Annotated in this window: 15 protein-coding genes and 2 pseudogenes; 9 read left to right on the forward strand and 8 right to left on the reverse strand. The window is 31.5% G+C overall.

The genetic code is table 11. The annotated features are described in order from the left end of the window. Positions 1–51 precede the first annotated feature (51 nt). The 3 genes from MUA60_RS00570 to MUA60_RS00580 are packed head-to-tail and all read left to right on the forward strand — an operon-like array spanning position 52 to position 5,013. Positions 52–3,813, forward strand: coding sequence for a DUF4011 domain-containing protein (locus tag MUA60_RS00570; RefSeq protein WP_262649114.1), 3,762 nt, complete (start codon positions 52–54; stop codon positions 3,811–3,813). Between the two features lie 52 nt (positions 3,814–3,865). Next, positions 3,866–4,465, forward strand: a complete 600-nt coding sequence (locus tag MUA60_RS00575; RefSeq protein ID WP_262650535.1) for a hypothetical protein — start codon at positions 3,866–3,868, stop codon at positions 4,463–4,465. A gap of 20 nt (positions 4,466–4,485) precedes the next feature. Next, the gene (locus MUA60_RS00580) at positions 4,486–5,013 is read left to right on the forward strand and encodes a DUF4064 domain-containing protein (RefSeq protein WP_262649115.1); all 528 of its coding nucleotides are present in this window, start codon (positions 4,486–4,488) and stop codon (positions 5,011–5,013) included. Between the two features lie 63 nt (positions 5,014–5,076). Here MUA60_RS00580 and MUA60_RS00585 read toward each other — a convergent pair. Together MUA60_RS00585 and MUA60_RS00590 are read right to left on the reverse strand one after the other, a co-directional pair. Then, positions 5,077–7,836 (reverse strand): annotated as a pseudogene (locus tag MUA60_RS00585) (DUF3427 domain-containing protein); the annotation flags it as partial. Further along, positions 7,836–8,213: pseudogene (locus tag MUA60_RS00590) on the reverse strand ((deoxy)nucleoside triphosphate pyrophosphohydrolase); the annotation flags it as partial. The pseudogenes MUA60_RS00590 and MUA60_RS00585, both read right to left, overlap by 1 nt. Positions 8,214–8,409: 196 nt before the next feature. Between MUA60_RS00590 and dcuS the strand changes: the two are divergent. From dcuS to MUA60_RS00620, 6 genes are all read left to right on the forward strand, one after another. Beyond that, on the forward strand, positions 8,410–10,017 hold the full coding sequence (gene dcuS / locus MUA60_RS00595; RefSeq protein WP_262649118.1) for a DcuS/MalK family sensor histidine kinase: 1,608 nt from the start codon (positions 8,410–8,412) through the stop codon (positions 10,015–10,017). Further along, positions 10,011–10,724 (forward strand): response regulator, encoded by a 714-nt coding sequence (locus MUA60_RS00600; protein ID WP_262649119.1) that lies wholly within the window; start codon positions 10,011–10,013, stop codon positions 10,722–10,724. The genes dcuS and MUA60_RS00600 overlap by 7 nt, the downstream gene beginning before the upstream one ends. Before the next feature lie 135 nt (positions 10,725–10,859). Further along, positions 10,860–12,203 carry a 2-hydroxycarboxylate transporter family protein gene (locus MUA60_RS00605; RefSeq protein WP_262649120.1) on the forward strand — a complete coding sequence of 448 codons (1,344 nt, stop codon included), beginning with the start codon at positions 10,860–10,862 and terminating at the stop codon, positions 12,201–12,203. A 27-nt stretch (positions 12,204–12,230) separates the two neighbouring features. Then, positions 12,231–13,412 (forward strand): NAD(P)-dependent malic enzyme, encoded by a 1,182-nt coding sequence (locus MUA60_RS00610; protein ID WP_262649121.1) that lies wholly within the window; start codon positions 12,231–12,233, stop codon positions 13,410–13,412. 138 nt (positions 13,413–13,550) lie between these two features. Further along, positions 13,551–14,150, forward strand: coding sequence for a hypothetical protein (locus tag MUA60_RS00615; protein ID WP_262649123.1), 600 nt, complete (start codon positions 13,551–13,553; stop codon positions 14,148–14,150). 135 nt (positions 14,151–14,285) lie between these two features. Then, the gene (locus MUA60_RS00620) at positions 14,286–14,507 is read left to right on the forward strand and encodes a putative immunity protein (RefSeq protein WP_262649125.1); all 222 of its coding nucleotides are present in this window, start codon (positions 14,286–14,288) and stop codon (positions 14,505–14,507) included. A gap of 118 nt (positions 14,508–14,625) precedes the next feature. Here the strand turns inward: MUA60_RS00620 and MUA60_RS00625 are convergent, their stop codons facing one another. The 6 genes from MUA60_RS00625 to MUA60_RS00650 form a co-directional block, all read right to left on the reverse strand. Further along, a complete protein-coding gene (locus MUA60_RS00625) occupies positions 14,626–15,450 on the reverse strand; it encodes an IS3 family transposase (protein WP_316964791.1) in 825 nt (274 codons plus the stop codon). Positions 15,451–15,624: 174 nt separating this feature from the next. Continuing rightward, the gene (locus MUA60_RS00630; RefSeq protein WP_316964792.1) at positions 15,625–16,500 is read right to left on the reverse strand and encodes an IS3 family transposase; all 876 of its coding nucleotides are present in this window, start codon (positions 16,498–16,500) and stop codon (positions 15,625–15,627) included. Continuing rightward, positions 16,497–17,033 (reverse strand): transposase, encoded by a 537-nt coding sequence (locus tag MUA60_RS00635; RefSeq protein WP_262649127.1) that lies wholly within the window; start codon positions 17,031–17,033, stop codon positions 16,497–16,499. Before MUA60_RS00635 ends, MUA60_RS00630 begins: the two co-directional genes overlap by 4 nt. Positions 17,034–17,296: 263 nt before the next feature. Continuing rightward, positions 17,297–18,280: a FecCD family ABC transporter permease gene (locus MUA60_RS00640; RefSeq protein ID WP_262649128.1), complete on the reverse strand. Its 984-nt coding sequence runs from the start codon at positions 18,278–18,280 to the stop codon at positions 17,297–17,299. Next, positions 18,277–19,275, reverse strand: coding sequence for a FecCD family ABC transporter permease (locus tag MUA60_RS00645; RefSeq protein WP_262649130.1), 999 nt, complete (start codon positions 19,273–19,275; stop codon positions 18,277–18,279). The genes MUA60_RS00640 and MUA60_RS00645 overlap by 4 nt, the downstream gene beginning before the upstream one ends. Continuing rightward, positions 19,265–20,194 carry an ABC transporter substrate-binding protein gene (locus MUA60_RS00650; protein WP_262649132.1) on the reverse strand — a complete coding sequence of 310 codons (930 nt, stop codon included), beginning with the start codon at positions 20,192–20,194 and terminating at the stop codon, positions 19,265–19,267. The genes MUA60_RS00645 and MUA60_RS00650 overlap by 11 nt, the downstream gene beginning before the upstream one ends. Positions 20,195–20,276: the final 82 nt, after the last annotated feature.

Raw genomic sequence — 20,276 nt, forward strand, 5'->3', positions numbered from 1 at the left:
ACAGGAACATGCCTAGATTTAGCATTTTTATTTGCAGCTTGTATAGAAGCGGTGGGTATTCATGCTTTAGTAATATTTACGCACGGACATGCATTTGTAGGTTACTGGTTATTAGAAAAATCATATACTGAACCTTTTATTTCAGATTATGCAGCTATTTCAAAAAGATTATCAGATGATATAAAAGATATAGACGTGGTAGAAGCAACTTCGATAGTAAATGGTAAAGATATTTCTTTTGAACAGTCTGTATATCTTGCTAAAAATCAATTGTTAACACCATATAATTTTGACGGTGCTGTTGATGTAAAGTGTTGTAGAAATTATGGTATTACCCCAATTTTAAGTAAAGAAAATAGATCTGATTATGTTATGGAAGCCTATGGAATACGTGAAACAGTTACGGATGCTCCAAACACAATAATTGAAAGAGCTGGAGATATAGAATTTAAGGTGAATGAAGTTGAAAAAACAGATATTTGGAGTAGAAATTTATTAGATTTAACACTTAGAAACCCTATGATAAATTTTAGAATGAATAAAAGTTCAGTTCAACTTATGGTATACAATGTTGCAACATTAGAAGATCAGCTATCAAGCCAAGAACAGTTTAAGATAATTGAAAAGCCGAAAGGTATAACATTCCAAGAATCTGATAATCATATTTTTAATGCAAAATTACTAGAAGCAGAATTTAAAAATATTATAGATGATGATTTTAAAGAAAACAGACTTAGAAGTTTTCTTACTGAGAACGCAATAGAAAAACAACTTAAATCTATATATAGAAAGGCTAAAGTTAATTTAGATGAAAATGGTGCTAATTCGCTATTTTTAGCGATTGGGTTTTTGAAATGGCGTAATTCTAATGACGAATACAGAGTATATCATGCACCTATACTTTTACTACCTTTATCTATGGAGAAAAAGAGTGCAGGAAGTAATATTGTAATTGAATTAAGTGATGAAGAGCCACAATTTAATATTACATTGGTTGAATATTTACGACAAAATTTCAATATTGATTTGAGACATCTAATTGATTTACCAAAAGACGATAAAGGAACCGATATTCCTTTACTTTTCTCTGCTATAAGAAAAGCAATTATGGATAAAAGTGGTTGGGATTTAGAAGAAATTGCTACAATAAGTAACTTCTCATTTAGTAAATTTGTAATGTGGAATGACTTGCAAAATAGAATAGAAGAAATTAAATCGAATTATAATATTCAAGCCTTAATAAATGGGAATTATAAAATTGATAGATCTTTAGAAGGCATTAATGCAAGAAATATTGAGAAAACGGATAAGCCACATGAATTAAGTATAGGTAGTTCGGTTGATGCCTCGCAATTAGAAGCTATAAAAGCAAGTGAAGAGAGCAGTTTTGTACTTCATGGTCCACCAGGTACAGGAAAATCACAGACAATAACTAATATGATTATCCATAATATTAATAAAGGTAAAAAAGTTTTGTTTGTGGCAGAGAAACAAGCAGCATTAAATGTTGTAAACGAGAGATTAACAAAATTAGGATTAGAAGATTTTACTTTAGAATTGCATTCCAATAAAACAAAAAAATCTAGATTTTTAGGAAAAATTGAAAAAAGTACAAGTAAAAATTATGAATCACAGCCATTTGAAGTGATTAGTAAATCAGAAGAACTTTTTAATTTGAAATATGAATTGAGTGAATTTGTAGAATCTTTACATAAGCGACAAAAAAGTGGTTATAGTTTGTATGACCTAATACAAATGCACGAACAGTATGAAGTTATACCTAAATATATGCATTTAAACTCAAATGTAATTGATAGCCTTGAATATGAAGATATAAGAAAAATTAAGGATTTAACATCGATTATTGATAAAACTGTAAATCAGCTAAAGTATACGATTTTTGGTCATCCTTTAAAAAATTTCAAAATAAATAAGTATAGTATTTCTAAGAAAGATAAATTATCAGGTATATTTGATGATATAAAAAGAACTATTAAAGAAATTGATGACATACTGTGTAATGATTTAGAATTTGAAAACCTAAATATAGTAAAAGACCTGTTCAAAACATATACAAACATGAATGTGTTAGATGGCTATACTTATAATGAGTCAATCAGTGATGAAATGTTTAGATTATATCAAAATATACCGTTAGATAAAGCATTTGAATATGCAAGTTCGTTATTAAGTAGGTATAGAAATACAGAAAGAGCTATATTAGATAAATATAATGAAAAAGTACTTAATATAAATGTAGAAGCAATTAGAAATGAATACAGTGAAATAAAAAGTAAACTTTTCAAAAGTAAAAAGCTGAAAAAATTATTTAGTAATTTAGAAGTAGAGTTACTTCAAAGTCATCAATTATCAGAGGAAGAGTTTAATAATGATGTTCAGTTAATGACAGATTACCAAAAGTATAGAAATGAATTACAAAGTAATAACGAAAACTTTATCCAGTCATTTGGTCATGGTTGGGAAGGTAAAAACACAGATTTAGAATTATTAAGTGAGCAAATAAAATTCATCAACAAAGTTAATATACATTCGATGAGTGAACCTAATAAAAATCAGATAAAGAATTTACTTGATATAAAAATCCATAATGTTGAAGTATATGAAAAGTTAAATGAATTACTTATGTTATTTGTACAGTCTTCAAACGTAATAGTTGAAGAATATCAGTATGATCAAAATAAATTTGAAAAACTAAAATTGATGGATATTAATAACTTAATAACTGAATGGCAAAAAGGTATTATTGACTTTAAAAATTGGACATTAGTTAACGAACATTTTGAATACTTGAATGACACTTTAAAAACGGATATTAGAGAGAGATTTATTGAATTAGAAGATAATAAATACAATACTCATCAATTGATTATGAAAGATTTGATTGAAATTCTTATTCATGAATACTTCACTTATAATGAAACTTTAGATTCGTTCAATAGTTTTGAACTTGAACAAAAAATAGAGCTATTAAAAGAAAAAGAAAAAGAGTTTAGCGCAGTGACAGTTGAAAACACTATTTTTAATATGCAACAAAATATAAATAGAAAACGTGATGATAAAAAGTTTGAAAAAGAATTTTTAGTTTTACAAAAAGCTGTAAGAAGTAGAGGTAGAGGCCAATCAATCCGAAATATATTTAATGATACCTCTAATATAATTCAAGATATATTTCCAATAATGTTAATGAGTCCGCTATCAATAGCACAATATATTGATCCGCAGTTTCCAAAATTTGATTTAGTTATATTTGATGAAGCCTCACAAATACCAACTTATGTTGCAATTGGAGCCATATCTAGAGCTAAAAATTGTATAGTTGTAGGTGATCCGAAACAAATGCCACCAACTTCATTCTTTACAACGAATAATATTGATGAAGATAATATTGAGTTAGAAGATTTGGAAAGTTTATTAGATGACTGTTTAGCAGCTAATTTTCCGGAAAAATATTTAAAATGGCACTATAGATCAAATCATGAAAGCTTAATTCATTACAGTAATTTAACTTACTATAATAGTTCATTATTTACTTATCCTTCATCTGAGACTACTTCTTCGAAAGTATTTTTTGAGAATGTTAATGGTATATATCGAAGAGGAAATTATAGACATAATGAAATAGAAGCAGAGTCGATAGTAAATATGCTCATTAATCATTTGGAAAGTAATAGTGAAGATTCCATTGGTGTAATAACATTCAATATACAGCAACAAAATCTTATAGAAGATTTGTTTAATTTAAAGTTAGTCGATTATCCAGAACTAGATCATAAAAATCGAAAATTCATCTGAACCTATTTTCATCAAGAATTTAGAAAATGTACAAGGGGATGAACGTGACATTATCTTATTTTCAACGACATTTGGTCCTGATGAAGATAACAAGATAACTATGAACTTTGGACCATTGAATAAAAGTGGTGGTTGGAGAAGATTAAATGTAGCGATTACACGCTCTAGAAAAGAAATGAGAGTAATAAGTTCCTTTAATCCGGAAGATATCGATCTTAATAGAACTAAATCTGAAGGTGTTAAAGGGCTTAAAGGATTCCTAGAATACGCTAGAGACGCTTTATCTTTACCAATAATACAAAACAGTATTAATGAGGAGAAAGATGTGATTTCAAGAATTCTACAAGAAAAACTATTAGAACATGGCATAAATTCAAAACTACATGTAGGGAATTCCGAGTATAAAATTGATTTAGCAATTCTTGATCCTAAATCGTCAAATGAATATATTTTAGCTGTATTGATTGATGGAGATAACTACTATAAAGCACATACATCTAATGATAGAAATATCATTCAACCTAACGTGTTAGAAAGCTTAGGATGGGATGTTCATAGAATATGGTCAATAGATTGGTATGAAGATAAGGAGAAAGAAATTAATCGCGTAATTTCAAAAATTAAAGAAAAACAACAAGTAGTAAAACAATAACTATTAGGAGTAGATAAAGTATGATAAATAGAACTATGGAACGTGTTTTAATATGGATTGGTATAGCTATTCAAATAATTATATTATTAATATTAGTACTAAGTTTGTATGTAGTTTTTTCAAGCAGTGAAGAAAATATAAGAACCATGATGCAAGAAGATGCAATGTCTTTAAATGAAGCGACTTCTGCACAGAATATTTTAAATGGATTTTTGATATTTGAAATTATCTGGAGCACTATATTGATGGGTATAGCCATAATTACTAATTTCTTGATAAAAAATAACTCAAAAGTAGCAGGTATTTTATTCATAGTTATAGGTATATTATCAATACTAAGTAACTGGATTGCTATGATTTTGTGGATAATAGCAGGTATTCTAATCCTTAACAAGAAAAAGAAAGTTTCTTTATATAATGATATTGAAGAAAAAGATGAAAATCCTTTTATATCAAATAAAGAAAAGAATATTAATGATGAAGTATCGACACATATAAAATCTAATCATAAAGAAGAAAATGATCTTGAAAATCCATATAAATTTTAAGTAGTTGTGTTATTGAATAGAAAAAAGTGCATTCTCATGATAAGTTTGCACTTTTTTCGTTTCCTACGCCTCTATGATATATCTATATATTTCGTCTTTTACAGGTGATTCCATAGATAATGTCATTGTGACGATATTTTGTTGTTTTGCATTTGGCATGAATGTTTGTTCTGCTGAATCTTTAATGTAGTGGGCTTTTCCCAGGTAATAAAATTCTTTCCCGTCTGCCACGTCTTCTTTCTTTACAAAGATATACATGTCTACATTATTTTCTTGATGTGCTAGGATTTTTTGGACTTCTTTTGATTCTAATGTACGATTACTTCTTGTAAACCATTTGAGTTCGTCGGGACTTAGAAATTCGTCTTCGTACTTTGTATTATCACTAATATCATCTTGTTTATGATATGTAATGAAAATTGGTAAAGTATTATTTCCGAATTTATAGCCGTTAATTGTCCCGGACTCATCAGATTTCCAGTTTAGTAATTTAACGAAGTCTTTTCTAGTATATTTGTTATACAGTAGTAGGCCGTTTTGGTTACCGTGATGTACCATATTATTGTATTTAGCTAATTCGATAATGTCATCAACATATGTTTTGAACACTGTTTTTTCTAGTGCTGCTGAAAATGTATCAGTCAGTCTAACTTCATCATCGATTATGTTGATAATAGGGTTACCATACGTTTTGTTTATTGTAACGCTAAAGAAACGATGGTCTAAAATTTTCAAGGTTGTTTGAATGTCATCGTTTGTAACATTTGAATCAATTTGTTGTGCGATTGGTAGTAGCTCATGTATTTTATGAGGTCTTCTCATAATAGCTTCTAAAATTGTATAATCAACGTTTTTTAATCCGGGTGCGATTTCTCGAGACAAGAACGTTAAGTTGAGACTTTCATTTTTAGTTAATGTGTCTTCAATTTTCTTAAATCTGACTAGGAATTCATGATAGTTATTATAAGTACTATCACTAGAATATATCACGCTAGGATCTATAGAGTTCTGTCTAATGAAATCCATTAATAATGGCGTTCGACCAATTCTTTGTTCAACTTCATTATAAGCCTGTTTAATGTGAGCGGCTGAACTCAAGTTGACTTGTTTCAGTGAATCATATATTTGTTTTTTAGCTACTTCTTCAAAGTTGATAGTAGAAACACCTGTTAATGCAGTATTATCCGCTATAAATCTTCTGTAATTATCTTTATTTTGTGATTGATCACCAGATAATGCGACTGGAATGAGGTAGTTTTTCTTATAGTTACCTATGAAATCAATAACCGTTAAATATTCTTTGTTTTCCGCTTTTCTTAAACCTCTACCAAGCTGCTGAATAAAGATAATACTTGATTCTGTCTCCCTTAACATGACAATTTGATTTACAGGTGCGATATCAATACCTTCGTTAAATAAGTTAACGGTAATAATGTAATTGATTTCTCCTGATTTTAGTTGTTCGATTGCTTCTTGTCGTTTATCCATATTATCTTCACCAGTTAATGCAAGGGAAGGTACGTTAAGAGCTGTTAATTTTTTAGCGAGTTCCCATGCTTCGTCTTTTCTACTTACGAAAATAAGTCCTTTAAGCGTATCGCCAGAATAGCCATAGTATTGAGTCTTTTCTAGAATATGTTTAACTCTTTCATCAGAAGTTAAATCTGCTAAACTACTGAAATCATCTGTAGAATGCCCATTATGAACGTAGTCTGTGACACCGAAATAATGGAAGGGACATAGTATTTCACTTTCTAGCGCTTTTTGTAACCTAATTTCATAAGCAATGTTGTAATCGAACATTTCAAATATATTTAAATTATCGGTTCTTTCAGGTGTTGCTGTCATACCAAGTACAAAATCAGGTGTAAAGTAATTGAATACCTTTTGATATGATGAGGCAGCAGAGCGATGCGCTTCATCGTAAACGATATAATCAAAGTATTTTTCATCAAACTGCCTAAAAACATCTTCTTTAGATAATGTTTGAATCGTTGCAAATAAATATTTAGCGTTAGTATGCTTTTGCTTTCCAGTTAGTAAGCCAAAGTCATCATCTTGTGCGAATGGTAGTACTTTTTTAAATTCTTGAATGGCTCTTTTTAAAATGCCTTCATTATGAACGATAAATAGAAATTGATTAGGATTGTAACTTCTCACATCTAATGCAGAGAGAATTGTTTTTCCTGTACCAGTAGCTGAAATAATCAGTGCTTTATCTTTATGCTCTTTTCTGAGTTCAGCTAATGAATGTAATGCTTCTTTTTGCATAATGTTAGGTTCGATTCTAACTGCTTCATCAATATTTTTTTGGATTTCATTTTGTTGCTCGGTAATACGATAGGCTTCTTTTAAATTACGCGCATCGTATGTCTTCTCATAATCTTGAATCCATTTATCAGATAGAGGCGTACTATTATGCCATAGTTCTTCAAATTGAGCTTTAACATTATAAACGAGATCACCATTCTTTTGAGTAGAAAGTAAGATATTATGTTCGTAGTTAACTTTTAAAGCGTTAGAAGTTAAATTAGAACTTCCGACAATCATGGACGAATAATGTTCATGGTCAAATACATATCCTTTAGCGTGAAATCCACTAACACCAGTTAATTTTACATCTACATTTTTAAGCTTTAATAGTTCTTTATACATTTTAGGCGTGTTGAACCCTAAATAATTCGAAGTAATAATTTTACCTCGAACACCTTTTTTGTCTAAATCATATAGATGCGATTTTAAACTTGCTAATCCGCCTTCTGTGATAAAAGCGACTGAAATCGTGAATGTCTTACATTTATGTAGTTCATTAATAATAGTTGAATGATTTTGACAGCAGGTATATCGGCTGGGGCCCATTCTAAAGTTTCAAGATCTTTAACATCAAGCCATTGAATACTTTTATGTTCAGTAAGTGTAGGCATTTTTTCTTTCAATTTACATTTATATGTATGAAGGTTAACAATTCCAAAGTCATATTCATATGAAGTAGAAGTAACTTTATCACCAACTTCAAGATCACATAACATTTCTTCACTGATCTCACGTTTTAAAGCTTCTATTTCAGATTCACCTTTTTCTATTTTACCGCCAGGGAATTCCCACATAAGAGGTAAACTCATATTTTCATTTCTTTGTGCACAAAGTACCTTATCATCATTAAAGATAATTGCACCTACAATTTCGATTTGCTTTTTCAAAATATTACCTCCAAAAATTATGATATTTGTCTATATTTTATCAAAAATTGTTCTCAAGGTTAATAAAATGTAAAATTACGATCTATAAAAATTCAACTTTAGATAATTTCCTGTGATTTATTATATGAAAACTAAGAATATGATATATTCTTAATAATTAATAACATTTGTAATGTTTACTAAAGGCGGTTATGTTTTGAGGAAGCAAAGATTAAAGTTGAGTACGCTTGTGATTATTGTGGTTTGTATTGTGGTGTTATTTTCTTTATTAATTACGTGTTTATTGATCAGTAATACGATTAAGGATACGATTCATAGAACGACTGAAGAGAAGGCGGAGGTTATTGGTAAGGCGATTGCGGGTTCTGAGGTTGTGCAGAAGTCTTTGGCTGAAGATAGTGATGATCATAAGATTCAAGATTATACGTCTAAGATTCAAAAAACAACGGACGTGAGTTTTATTGTTGTGATGGATATGAATGGCATTAGAAAGTCTCACCCGAATGAGAAGTTGATTGGTAAGCATTTTAAAGGTGGCGATGAAGGGGAGGTCTTACATGGTAAGTCTAGTTCTTCTATTGCGAAAGGTACGCTTGGTTTAACGATGCGTGCTTTTACGCCTATATATGCTGATGGTAAGCAAGTTGGTGCGGTATCGGTTGGTGTGCCTATGCAGACGGTTTACGAGGCTTTGGCAGATGGCAATAAGAAAATTATTATTGGATCTGTGATTGGTTTAATTGTTGGAGCTATCGGTGCGTATTTATTATCGATTTATATTAAGCGTATTTTGTTAGGACTTGAACCTTCACATATCGCGAAAATTCTAGGTGAACGAAATACGATGTTACAGTCTGTTCATGAAGGGATTGTGGCAGTGGATAAAGAAGGTAAGATTAATCTAGTTAATAAGTCTGCAATGGATATTTTTAAGAAAGCAGGTCTTAAAGGTGATCCTATAGGTATGCCAATTAATGATTATATGGCTTCGACGCAATTGCCTAAAATTGTTGAGCTTGGAAAGCCTGAACTTGATAAAGAGCAAGATATTAATGGTGTGAAGATATTGGTGAATAGAGTACCGTTAATTGTGAATAATGACATTGTAGGTGCGATATCAACGTTCAGAGATAAGACAGAAGTGCATAAATTATCAGAGCAGTTGGTAGGTGTTCGGACGTATGCAGATACGTTAAGAGCCCAGTCGCATGAATTTAGTAATAGATTGCATGTGATTTCTGGTATGTTGCAGATGGAACATTACGATGATTTAAAACAGTACATACGTGAAATTGTTGAACTTGGTAGTCAAGAAAGTGGAGATATCACATCGAAGGTTAAAGATGCTGCACTAGCGGGTTTCTTAATTGGTAAGCTTAGTCTGGCACGCGAACAACAAATCAAGCTTTCTATAGTGAATCATGCTACGATACCAGAACCGAACGATTCACATGTTACGCATGAAGTTATTACCATTATCGGTAATTTAATTGATAATAGTATAGACTCATTAGTATCATCATCACTTAAAAAGAAAACAATTGACGTACACTTGAACTATAAACAAGATCAATTAATGATTGATGTGATAGATTCAGGCGTAGGGCTAAATCATGAACTAGATGAACATATATTTGAAAAAGGCTTTTCTTCTAAGGGAGAGAATAGAGGGTATGGTTTACACCTCGTTCAACAACGTGTTGAAAAGCTTGATGGTCAAATATCAATCAATGCGCATGAAGCAGGAAATGTACAGTTCTCAGTTGTTATAAACTATCCCAAAAAGGACGAAGATAAATGTTAAATATACTTATAGTTGAAGATGACCCAATGGTTGCGCAAATCAATCGTCAATTTATAGAAAAAGTAGATCCCGAAGCGTTAGTTGATTTTGCACAGAATGTAACAGAAGCAATGGAAGTCATTCAGTCGAAGACAATCGATTTATTATTGTTAGATATATACATGCCAGAAGAAAATGGCTTAACTTTTTTGAAGTATGTAAGAGAGCAGGGTTATCAAGTAGATGCGATATTGATAACAGCTGCTACTGATGCTGAAGATATTCAGACGGCGTTCAGATATGGTGCGGTAGATTATTTAATTAAACCATTTGAATTTGAACGATTTAAGAAGTCATTACTAAAATACAAACAAGGACAGACTTTCTTTAAAGATAATCATCAAATTAAACAAGCAGATATTGATGCAGAGTTCTTGAATAAACAAGTTGTTACAGATGATTCAGAACTGAAATTGCCAAAAGGCGTTACAAAAGAAATGTTGCAAAGTATCATTGAGAAGATGAATGACTTTGAAGATCATGCATTTTCAACAGATGATATTTCTAAAGCAGTTAATATTTCAAGAGTATCTGTAAGAAAATATTTAAAATTCTTAACCGATATTGAAGTGCTGGAAGAGTCTTTAACATATGGTATTGGCCGACCGATACACTTCTACAAGTTAAACAAAGACAACTTAAAATATTTACAAGGATATATGTCATGATATATCTAAATTAAAAACCAAACGATTCGGTTCGTTTGTTTTTTTTAATTACAAAAAGATAATTAAAATTTCATAAGCTATAATTTTTGGTTGCTTTTTCATAAAATAAATTTAAATCAATTAAGGGGGATAAAAATGAATACGAAGACCAATTTAGAAGCGGTTACCGAGAATGAGTTACCTATCCAAAATAATATAAAAAGCTTATGGGAAAAATTAATGAAAGCTAAAGTTGGTGTATTACCATTACCGTTATACATTGTCTTAGCTGCGATTATATTAACAGCATCTGTATACAATACATTACCAGCAGATATGATTGGTGGATTTGCTGTCATTATGATTTTAGGAATATTGCTTGGCGATTTAGGTCAGAGAATTCCTATATTAAAAGAAATAGGTGGACCAGCTATTTTAGCATTGCTCGTACCTTCTATTTTAGTATTTTTAAATGTGATTAATACATCTTCAATGGAAGCCGTTACGACTTTGATGAAGACATCTAATTTCTTGTATTTCTATATTTCTTGTTTAGTAGTCGGTAGTATTTTAGGCATGAATAGAAAAATGTTAATTCAAGGTTTCACACGCATGTTTGTGCCTTTAATAGTGGGTACAGTCTTAGCTGTCGTAGTAGGTATGTTAGTTGGATTATTGTTTGGATATGATTTACAACATACTTTCTTCTATATCGTTGTTCCAATTATCGGTGGCGGTATTGGTGAAGGGATACTTCCATTATCTATTGCATATTCATCTATTTTAGGTGGATCAGCAGAATCATTCGTATCTCAAATGATTCCAGCAGCTGTTATTGGAAATATTTTCGCAGTTGTCAGTGCTGGCCTTATGATGCGTTTAGGTGAAAAGAAAAAGCATCTTTCAGGAAATGGGAAGTTAGTAAAATCAGAAGATGGTAATGAAGTTCCTGAAGAGAAAGAGAAAGTCATTGATTTCTCACTAATGGGTGCAGGGTTACTCATTGCTTGTACATTCTTTATTGTTGGTACACTTGGTCAGAAATTCATTGGTGTCCCAGGACCGGTTATTATGATTTTATTTGCGACATTAATTAAATGTCTTAAAGTGATGCCACATAAAATGGAAGACGGAGCGCATAATTTATACAAATTTGTATCAACAAGTTTAACTTGGCCGTTAATGGTCGGTCTCGGTATGCTTTATATTCCATTAGAGGATGTTGTGAAGATTGTGACACCAGCCTACGTTATCGTATGTGCGTCAGTTGTATTCATCATGATGTTATCTGGATATTTCGTAGGAAAATTAATGAAGATGTATCCTGTTGATGCAGCCATCGTAACAGGTTGTCATAGTGGATTAGGCGGTACAGGAGATGTTGCGATATTATCAGCGTCTAAACGTATGGCATTAATGCCGTTTGCACAAGTTGCTACTAGAATCGGTGGTGTATCTACCGTAATCTTAGCATCACTTTTATTAAAATTATTAAGCTAAATATAAATAAATAAGGAGTAATTAAAAATGACTGAAAGTAATGAATACGGTGAATCTATAAATTTACATCAAGAACGCGCAGGTAAAATTGAAATCACGAGCAAAGTAGATGTGACTTCAGAAGAAGACTTAAGTGTTGTTTATACACCAGGTGTTTCGGCAGTATGTAGAGCAATTGCTGAAGATGAAACAAAAGTAAATACATTGACTGCAAGAGGTAACATGATTGCAGTTATTACAGACGGAACAGCTGTACTTGGTTTAGGTGATATCGGTCCAAAAGCAGCCATTCCTGTTATGGAAGGTAAGAGTATTCTCTTTAAAAAACTTGCGAATGTAGATGCTTTTCCAATTTCATTAGACACGAAAGATACTGAAGAAATCATTTCAATTATTAAAGCGTTACAACCTAATTTTTCAGGTATCAATTTAGAAGATATTTCAGCACCTCGTTGCTTTGAAATAGAGAAGCGTTTAATAGAAGAATTAGATATACCTGTATTTCATGACGATCAACACGGAACAGCAATCGTCGTACTTGCAGCATTAATCAATGCACTTAAAGTTGTAGATAAAGCGGATAAAGATGCCAAAATCATTATAAATGGCGCAGGTTCAGCAGGTATTGCGATTGCGAAATTATTGTTAGAAGCGGGTTATCAAAACATTACGCTCGTCAGTCTAGAAGGCGTCTTAAATAAATCAGAAGAATGGTTGAATGATGCACAAAGAGAAATTGCTGAATATACAAATCTTGATAATATCCATGGAACTTTAGAAGATGTTATTAAAGATGCTGATGTATTTATCGGTGTATCAGGTCCAAAAGCTTTATCAAAAGAACATGTTCAATCAATGAACAACGACCCAATTATCTTTGCATTAGCAAATCCAACACCAGAAATATATCCGGAAGAAGCGTATGAAGCGGGTGCAGCAATCGTTGGAACAGGTCGTTCAGACTATCCAAATCAAATTAATAATCTGTTAGCATTCCCTGGTATATTTAGAGGTGTATTAGACGCCAAGACACAGCATATCACAACTGAAATGAAAATAGCAGCAGCAAAAGCCATAGCAGCAACCATTCATAAAGATGAACTCAATGCGAATTATGTTATTCCAAATTCATTAGAAAAAAGAGTCGTCGATCAAGTAGCATCATCAGTCCAACAATGCGTAGAAAATAAAACAGAAGTGTTGGTGTAAGGTATATTTCGAAATAGTTCAAAAAGAATAGAGAAATCTATTCTTTTTTTATTTAGGTTACTATAGAAAGTCATTTTGATATGAATTACAATACATTTATAAACTTTTTTATGAAAATGACAGTTCGGAGGAAGGAATTTGAAACAGATATTTTCGGGAATGATATTAATATTACTACTTTTAATCGTTGGTGTATTTGGTTTCATCGCGTATCAATTTATTGCTGGTGATAATCGTATTGAATTTTCTAGTAATCAACAAACAGATGATAAAGAACCGAGTAGTGAAGAAAGTCATGACAAAGAATCCAGTGATGAAACTGAGGAACCAGAAGGCGATCCTCCAAGCATCGATGTCCAAACGACTCAATTTAGCCAAGGCTTTATGAATGCTGATGTAAGAAGCGGATTCTATGGAGTAGGTATTGGATTGTCGCAAGATGCCATTGAAAAGAAATTCGGGAAGTCAGATGGCCGTATAGAAGCTGGACAATCTCACGCAGAAAAATATGGTAACGTAGCAGTAAAATATAATAGCAAAGATAAAGCAGAACATATATACATAGCGCCAACAAATGTAACAGTAGAAGCATTTAAATCCGTTCACGGAACACCAACGATAGAAAATAGCGATGGGTTAGTTTATGATGATAATCCAAACAATTCCTTCTCAATATTAATAACGACAAAGAATGGTAAAATAACAGCCATAGAAAATGCCGATCAAATACAAAGATAAGATAATGCCAGCTATGAAAATGTAGCTATAGGTAATGACGAAGACAAACATACAATTATTTTAGAAACTGAGCACAAATTACAACTTAGAAAAGAAGGGCAAATTAGTGCTTATGAACTTAGACAAGCTGGATTTTTGGCGAATCAATTATCACAAAGGTCACTAACAGAACAAAGTAAATTTGCTGCACGTGTATACGCACAAGCAATCGCAACAGAACATATGAGAGGACATGCAATTGTATCATCAGATTATGCTGTTAAAGTGATGAATGTAATATCTACCAATGATTTAAAGCTAGTGACTGAAGAAAGAAATAAACAAATCCATATAGCGAAAGATATTATGGAAAGATGAATATTGATTGAGTTGAGGGTTTAGTAAAGCCAAGAGAGCGCTGAAGTCATGGCTTAAGTAGTGAATAAAGCCAAGAGATTGCCCAAGTCTGTACTGAACCCAAAAATCTAAACCTTAATTAGTATATTATTTCAAAGGTTTGTCTCCTGTAATTTTTGGGAGATAAGCCTTTTAATTTTGATTTGATTCTTTCGTTATTATAAAAATCGATATATCGATGAATAGCTTGTTCAAGGTCCTGAAAATCTTTAAATTCTTGGCCATAATACATTTCTTGTTTAAGTAACCAAAAAAAGTTTTCCATAACTGAATTATCTAGACAATTACCTTTTCTAGACATACTCTGAAATATTTTATGGTCTTTTAATAATCTAGTGTATTGTGAATGTTGATAATGCCAGCCTTGATCTGAATGAATCGTTAAACGATGATCTAGGTTTGGACGACGCTTTATCATTTCTTTTAATGGATTGATGACTATATCTAATGTAGGACGACTTGAGATTTTAAAGCTGATAATCTCTGAACTATATAAGTCCATAAAAGGTGATAAATATAATTTCTGACCATTCATTAATTTGAACTCTGTAATATCTGTTACGACTTTTTGAAATGGGAGACTTGTTTTAAATCTACGATTTAATATATTTTGAGCTACTTTACCAACTTTACCTTTAAAGGAACGATACTTACGACCTCTATGTGTGAACTTTGTACAAGTTAGATTATGTTCTTTCATAATTCTTAGTACTTTTTTATGATTTACGATAAGACCTCTATTTCTTAGTGCTTGTGTAACACGACGATAACCATAGGTATGGTTTGATTCTTCACATATTTCTTTTATTACTTGAATCAATGTTTCATCTTTATCAGCTTTACTAAATTTATTTATCCAATAATAGTATACAGATTTAGCTATTTGAGCGACTTTAAATAAGATACTTAATCATATATTATATGTTTCATTTAGTTCCTTAATGACCTTTACTATTTCTGATTTTTGCTTCCGTAAATGTCGGTCAAGGCTTGTAACTTTTTTTGATAAGCTATACCTGCCTTTAACGTCTCATTTTCATTTCTAAGTCTGTACTGAACCCAAAAATCTAAACCTTAATTAGTATATTATTTCAAAGGTTTGTCTCCTGTAATTTTTGGGAGATAAGCCTTTTAATTTTGATTTGATTCTTTCGTTATTATAAAAATCGATATATCGATGAATAGCTTGTTCAAGGTCCTGAAAATCTTTAAATTCTTGGCCATAATACATTTCTTGTTTAAGTAACCCAAAAAAGTTTTCCATAACTGAATTATCTAGACAATTACCTTTTCTAGACATACTCTGAAATATTTTATGGTCTTTTAATAATCTAGTGTATTGTGAATGTTGATAATGCCAGCCTTGATCTGAATGAATCGTTAAACGATGATCTAGGTTTGGACGACGCTTTATCATTTCTTTTAATGGATTGATGACTATATCTAATGTAGGACGACTTGAGATTTTAAAGCTGATAATCTCTGAACTATATAAGTCCATAAAAGGTGATAAATATAATTTCTGACCATTCATTAATTTGAACTCTGTAATATCTGTTACGACTTTTTGAAATGGGAGACTTGTTTTAAATCTACGATTTAATATATTTTGAGCTACTTTACCAACTTTACCTTTAAAGGAACGATACTTACGACCTCTATGTGTGAACTTTGTACAAGTTAGATTATGTTCTTTCATAATTCTTAGTACTTTTTTATGATTTACGATAAGACCTCTATTTCTTAGTGCTTGTGTAATACGACGATAACCATAGGTATAGTTTGATTCTTCACATATTTCTTTTATTACTTGAATCAATGTTTCATCTTTATCAGCTTTACTAAATTTATTTATCCAATAATAGTATACAGATTTAGCTATTTGAGCGACTTTAAATAAGATACTTAATCGTATATTATATGTTTCATTTAGTTCCTTAATGACCTTTACTATTTCTGATTTTTGCTTCCGTAAATGTCGGTCAAGGCTTGTAACTTTTTTTGATAAGCTATACCTGCCTTTAACGTCTCATTTTCATTTCTAAGTCTTTCAAGTTCTTCACGTTCATTTTCATTTAAAGGTAAATTTTTATTATCTGATTTAGATCGTTTTTTAGTCATAGTGTGAGTTTGTCCCTTTTGTTTATTATCTATATCAAGACGACACTTTTCATCAAATTGATGTTGCCAATTGGCAATGATAATAGGATTAATAATTCTAAAGTGATTCGCAGTATCTTGATAAGACAACATATTTTCTTGTCTAAATTTTAAAACAGATAATTTAAATTCGCTAGTATAAACAGTATTTCTACTTTTTATTTCTAAACCTTCTTCTCCAAACTCTTTATATTGATTGACCCAAATCCGAAGGACAGACCAACTTGAAATACCATATTTTAAAGCAATTGTTCTATAACTTTGATGTCCTTCTAAATATTCTTTTACAAGTTTTAGTTTGAATTTAAATTCATATTTTTTCCTCATTAGAATGCACCCCAATATTTTGATTTGTTTAGTTCAAATATTTGGGTTCACATCAGTCATGGCTTAAGAGATGAATAAAGCCAAGAGATTGCCCAAGTCATGGCTTACACTCATACAACCCCAATATTTATTTAATTTCACCATCCTAAATACGACAAAAAGCAGGGTCATTTCTTGATGACCCTGCTTTTTCAATATTCTATCGTTATTTACTTTGATAGTGTTTCACGATTTCGTACAATACGCTAATACTATCAAATATATCATTTCCTACTCTTGATTAATAAATACATAAAGAATGGTGAACCGATGAGTGCGGTAAAGATTCCTGCTGGGATTTCTTTTGGTAAGAAGAGTGTTCTACCGATTAAATCACTTAATAATAGTATGATGGCGCCGATTATGGCACTATAAAATATTCGATTCCTAAATTGATGTGCACCGAGTTTAAGTGCGATGTGTGGTGCGATTAACCCAACAAATTGTATGCCACCTACATAACTCATAGATATACCAATTAAGATACTCATTGATATTAATGCAATGACTGATATGTGTTGATAAGGATTACCTAAAGCTAGTGATAAATTTCTACCTAGGTAATGAATATCAAATGATCTTGCATAATATGTTAGGACAAACATAACGATAAGTAAGATGCTTCCTACTATCATAACTTGTTGATATTCTGCTTGATGAACGGATCCTGTAATCCAAATTTGTGCTTGAGCACTGCGTTTATTTGAAGTTAATATTAAGAACATTATAATTGCTTGGCAAAGTATATTAAAGCTTATACCAATGAGTATGAGACGATCTCGTTTGTAACTTTTTCGCATTGTTAAATAATATAATAATGCCGTTACAATTATCGCACCAAGCATTGAAAAGATTGGCTGATAAGCTATTGGTAATAATAAAGCTTCGGTACTTGTTGTTAAGACAATAAGAAATACTAATGAACCAACATTAGCACCTTGTGATATACCAATCACATCAGGTGATGCTAGTGGATTCTTCGTAATAAATTGTAAGACACAACCTGCAATACCGAGTGCTGCACCCGTAACAATAGCTAACAAGACTCTCGGTAGTCTTAAAGTATTAATGACTAAGTTTGTATAAGGATCTCCAAGTTTAAATATGCCACTTAATACATTTTGAGGTGCGATAAAGCTATCACCTAACATGAGTGTGAGTAAAGTCGTTAACATGAGCATGATAATAAGTATGATAAATTTCTTCATTCTGTTAACTCCTTACGATTAAGAATTAAATAAATGAATATTGGTGCACCAATAAGAGCTGTTGTAATACCGACTGGCAATTCTCTCGGCATTAATAAATATCTGCTTAAAATGTCGCTTAGTAATAGAAGACAACCACCTAGAACACCTGATAAAGGTATGACGATGAAATGGTTATGAGATTTACATAACAATTTCGCAACATGAGGTGTAATCAGTCCTATAAAGGCAATCGGACCAGCTAATGCGACGGCTGCTCCACTTAATAGAACAACAGCAATCATCGTGAATACTTTAATGGATAATATTTTAGCACCGAGTCCTTTTAATGCGTCATCACTTAGCATATAAAGATTAAGCGGCTTGGCCATGTAAATAGATATGATTAAACCAACGATAATAAATGGCCATATGTACATTAAAATATTAATATGTTTATTAGCTACCGAACCATTTAACCAATATATTAATTCTTCTATAGCTGATTCGTTATAGATAAGTAGACCTTGAGTAATAGCCATACAAAAAGCACTAATACTTGCTCCAAATAAAGTTAATTCCATCGCATTGAATGGCTTAAAGGGTAATGTTGTCGCTAATATAATTAAAGTTGCAATGATGATGGTACCGATAAAAGCCATAACGGTTTGTTGAAATGCACCGTTCATACCAAACCCAACAGTCGCAATCACAACCATTAAACTAGCACCACTGTTAACACCCATAATACCAGGACTTGCGAAAGGGTTTCGTGTAATGGTTTGGATCATTACACCACTAATACCCATTAAAACACCGACAACCCCGCCCAAAATTGCGCGAGGTAGTCTTAATTGTGTCAGTACACGTTGATCTTTAATTGTTTCTCCTTGAATATAATGTTGCCATATATCTGACAAGGTAAAATGCTTATAACCAAGCATCATGCTTAATATGAATAGTACGACAAACATACCTGAAAATAGGAGGAATAACCAAAGATATTTATTTTTCATTCAATTTTTCCTTTAAATCATCAATCATCATATTGGCAGATAATACACCACCTGAAGTGTTCCAAACAGCATCATCTACTTTATAAACATGACCTTTTTTAGATGCATTTAATTCTTTAAAGGCAGGATCATTTACCCATTCTTTTTCTAATGCTGAAACTTTCTTATCATCTTCTTGGAAAGTAAAGTAGAAGATGTAATCTCCGTCCATCGCATCAATGCGTTCTTTTGTAACACCTTTTTCTGCAAAGTCGTTCTTATCTTGACCTTTAGGACGTTTAATACCAAGTTCGTCTAAGATAACACCTGAGAATGTATCTTTATGATAAATTCTTACATCACCTGGCATAAAGCGAACCATTGATACTTCTGAGTTTGCTTTATCTCCAATTTCTTCTTTTGCTTTTTTAACGTGATTATCGTAATTCTTTAAGACTTCATTTCCTTTATCTTCTTTATTTACAGCTTTCGCATATAATTTAAAGTTGTTTTTCCAGTCGCCACGTAGTTCTTTAGAGAATACAGTAGGTGCGATTTCAGAAAGTTTCTTGTATTGTGCTTCTTGTCTGAATTTATTACCGATAATTAAATCTGGTTTAAGTTTCGCAATTTTTTCTAAGTTGATTTCACTTTCTCCACCCACAGGTTCAATGTCTTTATACTTCTTCTCTAAATGTTTATACCATGGATCGCCAGCATATGAATTAGCAGCACCAACAGGTTTAACGCCCATTGAAACGAGTGCTTCTGTACCTTCATTTGTTAATACAACAACACGTTTAGGATTGTTAGGTACTTTAGTCGTTCCCATCGCATGTTTCACTTCATGCGTATCTTTGTCTGAAGATGCCTCTTGTTTATTACCACAAGCTGCAAGCATTACAACAAGTACTACTAAAACTGATAAAAGTTTTCTCATTTCTTTAACCTCTTTCTCAAGTTGAATTATGATAATGATTTTCAATTTCAATTATAAAATACTGCTTTTTTTTGTCAATATA

The organism is Mammaliicoccus sciuri, from assembly GCF_025561425.1.
Lineage (GTDB): Bacteria > Bacillota > Bacilli > Staphylococcales > Staphylococcaceae > Mammaliicoccus > Mammaliicoccus sciuri_A.

Coding starts and splice junctions, on each gene's coding strand:
- MUA60_RS00580 (WP_262649115.1), top strand. CDS start 4,486: ATGATAAATAGAACTATGGAACGTGTTTTAATATGGATTGGTATAGCT.
- MUA60_RS00600 (WP_262649119.1), top strand. CDS start 10,011: ATGTTAAATATACTTATAGTTGAAGATGACCCAATGGTTGCGCAAATC.
- MUA60_RS00605 (WP_262649120.1), top strand. CDS start 10,860: ATGAATACGAAGACCAATTTAGAAGCGGTTACCGAGAATGAGTTACCT.
- MUA60_RS00610 (WP_262649121.1), top strand. CDS start 12,231: ATGACTGAAAGTAATGAATACGGTGAATCTATAAATTTACATCAAGAA.
- MUA60_RS00635 (WP_262649127.1), bottom strand. CDS start 17,033: ATGAGGAAAAAATATGAATTTAAATTCAAACTAAAACTTGTAAAAGAA.
- MUA60_RS00640 (WP_262649128.1), bottom strand. CDS start 18,280: ATGAAGAAATTTATCATACTTATTATCATGCTCATGTTAACGACTTTA.
- MUA60_RS00645 (WP_262649130.1), bottom strand. CDS start 19,275: ATGAAAAATAAATATCTTTGGTTATTCCTCCTATTTTCAGGTATGTTT.
- MUA60_RS00650 (WP_262649132.1), bottom strand. CDS start 20,194: ATGAGAAAACTTTTATCAGTTTTAGTAGTACTTGTTGTAATGCTTGCA.